Origin of the sequence: Psychrobacter sp. CAL346-MNA-CIBAN-0220, from assembly GCF_040309805.1 — a bacterium.
Taxonomy (GTDB): domain Bacteria; phylum Pseudomonadota; class Gammaproteobacteria; order Pseudomonadales; family Moraxellaceae; genus Psychrobacter.
In genome coordinates this window covers 1-275 of sequence record NZ_JBEOPF010000235.1, presented here as the reverse complement: position 1 = coordinate 275, position 275 = coordinate 1, and the positions used below count along the sequence as shown (strand labels likewise).

Sequence of the window (275 nt, the reverse complement as noted above, 5' to 3'; positions counted from 1 at the left end):
GCCTTGGCCAGACCGTCGAACAGCTTGAACAGCTGTTGATCCTGCGGCCCCATCGGCACTTGCGCAGCGTCGCTGCTCAGGTAGCGTTTAAGGCTGGTGTCGATGCTCTGCAGTTGCGGATGCTCGGCCAGATAAGCAACGTTCTGGCTGATGCCCTCGAAAAACAGCTGCATCGCGTTTTCCACCTGACGCACCTCGCGCCCGGTGCTGTCAGTAAAGGTGTCGCGCGCGCCCTCGCGGACATTGAGGATGATCAGCGCTGCCACCAGTAACAC

At 60.4% G+C, this 275-nt stretch carries 1 protein-coding gene; it reads right to left on the bottom strand.

Annotated features, from left to right (window positions below; all coding sequences use genetic code 11):
• On the bottom strand, positions 1-275 hold a 275-nt coding region (locus AAEY88_RS13460; protein WP_350563193.1), incomplete at both ends, for a hypothetical protein.